Source organism: Achromobacter sp. 1011811831 (assembly GCF_059760905.1).
Genome location: NZ_JCBANG010000167.1, coordinates 1 through 4999, shown reverse-complemented (window position 1 = coordinate 4999; position 4999 = coordinate 1). Strand labels below are relative to the sequence as shown.

General features: G+C 59.6%; 5 protein-coding genes and 1 tRNA gene. All 6 read right to left on the bottom strand.

Annotation, left to right across the window (positions count from 1 at the left end; genetic code table 11):
- Window positions 1-76: 76 nt before the first annotated feature.
- On the bottom strand, window positions 77-922 hold the full coding sequence (locus AC6LJ9_RS30185; RefSeq protein WP_498150395.1) for a DUF6538 domain-containing protein: 846 nt from the start codon (window positions 920-922) through the stop codon (window positions 77-79).
- Window positions 923-1457: 535 nt separating this feature from the next.
- The gene (locus AC6LJ9_RS30180; RefSeq protein ID WP_498150394.1) at window positions 1458-1856 is read right to left on the bottom strand and encodes a hypothetical protein; all 399 of its coding nucleotides are present in this window, start codon (window positions 1854-1856) and stop codon (window positions 1458-1460) included.
- Window positions 1857-2317: 461 nt separating this feature from the next.
- Window positions 2318-2578: a helix-turn-helix transcriptional regulator gene (locus AC6LJ9_RS30175; protein ID WP_498150393.1), complete on the bottom strand. Its 261-nt coding sequence runs from the start codon at window positions 2576-2578 to the stop codon at window positions 2318-2320.
- A gap of 80 nt (window positions 2579-2658) precedes the next feature.
- On the bottom strand, window positions 2659-3393 hold the full coding sequence (locus AC6LJ9_RS30170; protein WP_498150392.1) for a hypothetical protein: 735 nt from the start codon (window positions 3391-3393) through the stop codon (window positions 2659-2661).
- Entirely contained in the window at window positions 3390-4652 is a 1263-nt protein-coding gene (locus AC6LJ9_RS30165; RefSeq protein ID WP_498150391.1) for a tyrosine-type recombinase/integrase, read from the bottom strand. Before AC6LJ9_RS30165 ends, AC6LJ9_RS30170 begins: the two co-directional genes overlap by 4 nt.
- A 173-nt stretch (window positions 4653-4825) precedes the next feature.
- Window positions 4826-4901: transfer RNA gene (locus AC6LJ9_RS30160), tRNA-Thr, on the bottom strand.
- Window positions 4902-4999: the final 98 nt, after the last annotated feature.

The window sequence follows — 4999 nt, the reverse complement described above, 5'->3', positions numbered from 1 at the left end:
GCCTGCCTCGGCCCGCTTGATCGCTTCGATGATCTGGCTGTCTGTGAATCTCGACTTCTTCATGCTGTAGAACTCCTCAACGAGAAAATTCTACTTCTGGATGCGACGCTTCTAGGGGGGGATTACCCACGGCAGACAGCAGCTTATTGTCGGTGAACTCAACAAACCGGTTCCAGATGGAAAGGTTCGTGCTCCGGGTCTTATCGCCACTCGATGACAGGTGTTCTTCATATAACGGTGCGACGTCAGCAACGCGGGTTGGCTGTTTTGCCGATACAGGTTTCTGCGACTCCCATACCGCCGGCAGTGGCTCGGGCAGGGCGGACAGGTCGGGAGGGGCGAGTTGCTCGCCTTGCTGGCGGGCAGCCAGCATCTTGTAGCCGGTCTGGATATGCCGGAGCACCTCATAGGTGAGCGCCTGCCATTCGGTGTCCGTTGCACTCAGTTGATAGCCCCGCATCATTAGCAACTGGGCGATGGCGCCGTGGAACTTGCCGACTTGCCCGGATGCTAGGGCGCGATTGATGAGGCCCTGCATCTCTTTCACGTTGGCATCCAACGACTCAAATTCGTCGTCGTCGAGCCCACCCTTGCGCGCCTGGGAGTCGGCATTCAGCCCTTGCAGCCAGAGCGCGGCCAACTGGTCGGAGAGCTCCGCGGTAACCGAGATGGCCTTGAGCCGTGTTCGGGCATCCCGCTTGAGGAACGCGCCCACCGAGTTTTGATTGGCCTGCTGGGCGCGGGCCTCGGCAAGTTGCCGGTCGGTGTCAACGGTGAATTCGGCGCAGGCGGCTTTGGCTTTCCGATAGTCCCGGCCCAATCTCTTGATGAAATTGGCCTGGCCGAGCTGGCCGCGCAAGTCTTTTGGGATAGGGCGGACGAATTTGTAGCCGTGGTCGTCCTTGCGCATGTAGAGAGGCATGTCAGCTTCCTGTGCTGACCGAACCTCGCGCTGCCGTTGTGTACCAGTCATGTGTACCAGTTGGGGGCAAAAACTCCCCTATGTATCGGCAAATCAATGACTTGGCTTGAATTGGCGGAAGCGGTGAGATTCGAACTCACGGAGGCGTCGCTGCCCCTGCACCTTTCAAGGGTGCCGCCATAAGCCTCTCGGCCACGCTCCTGATGTTGCACAGACACCATCCCATTGCACGCGTGCCCTACTGAAAAAACCTGAAATTCATCCAGGACTTCCGGCTCATCTCGCGCGCGTACTGCTGCGTATTCCCCACCGTAATCAGGCGTTTCTTCGATGTGCATCAAGAACAGGTCCGGCAGACGTTCCCGAACGCTATCGCAGTGTTCAAGCGGCCCGCCCGACGCCGTGTCTCCATCGGTCTCTGCGTCGTTCTAGGTAGCCTCGAACGCTTCAGTTAGCTACTCGGTATGGCTTTATATATATACGCCCCGTAGGGCGGGGTAAGCGAGCCTCCTAAGATGGCCGCCATTGGTCCGCGTCACGGGGTAGCGGGCCTTCCCTTTACCCCGGCACACGGACCAATCAGCGCAGCCGCTACCCCGTCCTGCGGGGGGCCGAAAGCGTTTTTCATCTTCAACGTGACGTACTTCTTAGGGTCAATATCCAGTCCTTCGACGACATCCAAAGCGCGCCAGCTCATCGCATACCAGGCCGCACGATTGGGCCTTGCGCCGACGCGCGTTACCACCAAGAGATAGCCGTCCACCAATTCGCGTTTCGCCTTGGTCAGTCCGTCCTTGCTCATCCAGCCCAACGGCCGCATGGCCTTCTCGCAAATGACCAGCGAACCGTTGTTGCGGCCGTTGTACTGGAGCATGACGTCGAACAGCAACGCCCTGGCACGATGAGACAGCGAGCGGAATGCCGGGTCGTTCATGACCCAATGAGGAATTCCGACAAACCGCTCGGAGCTTCTGGCCTTTTTCGGCCTGACCATCAACGCGCCCCAAGGCTACGTTCCCGAAACCAGTGCATGACCTTTCGACGGTCTTTCCTGGTAAATCGATACTCTCCGTAGCGCACCGTTCTCCCATCTCGATCACGGCCCGATAGCATCCGGCAGGGTACATCTAGTCCGCGCCTGCGCAACTCGGCGACCAACTGCGGGCTGTTACTGCACCCTGCGACACGGTCCAGCTCTTCCCTGGATATCGGGCGGCGCAGCAAGCCGACGATGGCACGCAGGTGCCGCGGGCTAATACTGCCGGAGAAATCGCAACTATCAATGCACGACTCTCTCGTGACGAAATTCAACGTCAGCGGGGTATCATGCGCACTGGTCGTCGGGGTCGCGCTCTTGCCTGAGTCGTGGCCCTTTTCTTTGGTCGTCGTCATGGTTCAGGCCTCCGCCTTGTTCGCGGCCTGCCATGCGGTGGGATCGGCCAGCCAAGCGCGGACTTCGGCCACCGGCCATGCTGTAGCGCGAGCAGACAGCTTGATTGGCGCCGGAAATCGTCGCCCTCGAACCCAAGCCCAAACCGTGGACCGAGCCAACCCGGTCACGGCGCAAATGGTCGGCAAGCGTACATAGCCGACGGCTGGCAGTTGTGCGGGAAGAGAGGGGTGTAGGCCTTCGCGGGCTACGAAAGAGTTATTCATCGCGTCAAATCCTCATGTGGACGATCTCGGCGCGAACTTTCTCAATTTCTCATTCTTAACACGCAGCGGAACTACAAAATTTAATCAGCAGGATGCTTAAGCACCAAGGTAATCGTGCTCTCGGACCACCCGCGCTCGCGACGATGCTTCTGTGCGAGCTTTAGTGCAATTGCATGCCTAGAAAGCTGCGGATTCTTAGCAAGAAGAGCTTCGGCTTCCTGACGAATCTTCTGACGCCGATCACTAACGCCATACTTTCGTTCCTTCGAAACGTTGCCCTTTATGCCCCCAGCCCGGTGCTTTCGGCCACTCTCAACATTTTTTCGTTGGCTTTCCGCTTTGGCCAAAATCAACCACTGACTGGCGGTCGACGCAGCTTGTTGCGCCTGCGTTCCGGCTACGAGAGGGAGAAGACCCAACCCGATGGGTTCCTGCCGCAAGGTCCGCACGGCGATACGAATACGGTGCAGCGCATACGCAGCGACGAACTCCCAGGGTTCGGCAGCGATAACTTTCTTCAAGGCGGCATGATTCTTACCGATAAACCGCCACAACTTGGTACTGCGTAATTCCCAGTTGTAGCCAGGCGGGGCAAGTCCTTCATCCAGATGAGTAGCGCCGTCGGTTTCCCCGAGCGCATTCATCGCATTGAGCATCGCCTCAATCTCGGCGACCATTCGGCCGGACAGCAGGCGCCCTCCCTGTTCAACCAGACGAGGCAATCCCAGCGCTTCGCCATGAGACGGCACATTGCCCATCCATCGACGAAGCGCCCTGTAGTTTTCCGAACGTTGGAGTGGGGAATGGGCACTCATGCTGTGCGGGTCAGCGGAACGACATTGCCGCCGATGCGCAGCGCGTCCAGGTAGTCGGCCCATGCCTGCATCATGGCTCGTCGCTCCTTGATGAATTTGGTCCGGTTGTAGGCCGCGCCCAGCATGTCGGGCACGGCATGAGCGAGCTGGTGCTCGATGACCTCGGGCTTTTGGCCCAGCTCTTCATGCAAGATGGTGCGCGCCATCGCTCGGAAGCCATGGCCAGTGATTTCGGTTTTTGTGTCGTAACCCAGCCGGCGCAGCGCCGCATTGATTGCCGCACCGCTCATGGGACGGGTAGACGTGCGCGCACCCGGAAAGACGTAGCGCCCGCTTCCGGTCAAGGCTTGCAGGTCGCGCAGGATATCCACGGCCTGACGCGCCAGCGGCACCAGGTGCGGGGTGTTGGTCTTGGACACGGTGTAGCGCCACTCGCCCTTGTCCAGGTCGATATGTGCCCACTCCATCGTCCGCAGCTCACCGGGCCGGACAAACAGCACAGGGGCGAGTTTCAAGGCGCACAACACGGGAAAGGTGCCGGTGAAGCTGTCGATGGCGCGCAGCATCTCGGCGACCTGGGCCGGGTCGGTAATGGCAGCCATATGCGTAGTCGCCGGGGTCGGGATTGCGCCGGCCAAATCGCGCGCCGGGTCGCTCTTGCAAAATCCTTCCTTGATGCCGTAGCGGAACACCATACCGATCTTGCTGCGCACCTTGTGGGCGGTGTGGCGCGCGCCCCGGCTGTCGATTCGCTTCAAGACGGCCAGGATTTCGGGGGCGTCGATTTCGGTGATCGGGCGGTGGCCTAGCCAGGGGAACACGTCGTTTTGCATCCAGGCCACGGTGTGAGCGTGTGTGCTGTCCGATACCTGGGGGCGGTGTTCTTCCATCCAGGCCTGGGCCACGGCTTCAAACGAATTGGCGGAGGCCAGCTTGGTGGCGCGTTTGTCGTCCTTGCGCGCTTGGCCGGGGTCCACTCCGTCGGCCAGCAGCATGCGGGCTGCCTGATGCTTTTCCCGAGCCTGGGCCAGGCCTATGTCCGGGTAGACGCCATGGGCCAGGGTTTTTTGTTTGCCCAAGTACCGATAGTTCCAGCGCCAGTACTTTTTACCGTCCGGGTTGACCAGCAGATACAGCCCGCTTCCCGCATCGGCCAGCTTGTAGGGCTTGGGACTGGGTTTGGCCTGACGGCACGCGGTATCGGTCAGTGGCTTGGAACTCCGCCTGGCCTTGTGGGTTACGGGGTTTTCGACATTCATCTGATGGTATCTGGCGGGCTTGCTGATGAGTTTTCAGCAGATACCAACAAAGATACCAGCGGCGGCGATGGTATGTCCATAGACCTACCTGGACTGTGATAGACAATAAAAATCCCTAAGTCATTGAAAACTTAGGGATTTTAGACTGTCTTGGACTTCTGTGGACTGCGTTATGGTGCCGGTGAAAGGAATCGAACCCTCGACCTTCTCATTACAAGTGAGCTGCTCTACCAACTGAGCTACACCGGCAAGGCGCGCCATGGGGCACGCGCGGGGACTGCATTGTAATGAAAAACGCAGCCCCCGGCATGGAACGGCGCGCGCGGGCAGGCCGCGCGCGCCGGGTG

Bases quoted from the DNA above. Each gene is read 5' to 3' on its own strand.
- AC6LJ9_RS30185 (WP_498150395.1), bottom strand. From the start codon at position 922: ATGCCTCTCTACATGCGCAAGGACGACCACGGCTACAAATTCGTCCGC.
- AC6LJ9_RS30170 (WP_498150392.1), bottom strand. From the start codon at position 3,393: ATGAGTGCCCATTCCCCACTCCAACGTTCGGAAAACTACAGGGCGCTT.
- AC6LJ9_RS30175 (WP_498150393.1), bottom strand. From the start codon at position 2,578: ATGAATAACTCTTTCGTAGCCCGCGAAGGCCTACACCCCTCTCTTCCC.
- AC6LJ9_RS30180 (WP_498150394.1), bottom strand. From the start codon at position 1,856: ATGAACGACCCGGCATTCCGCTCGCTGTCTCATCGTGCCAGGGCGTTG.
- AC6LJ9_RS30165 (WP_498150391.1), bottom strand. From the start codon at position 4,652: ATGAATGTCGAAAACCCCGTAACCCACAAGGCCAGGCGGAGTTCCAAG.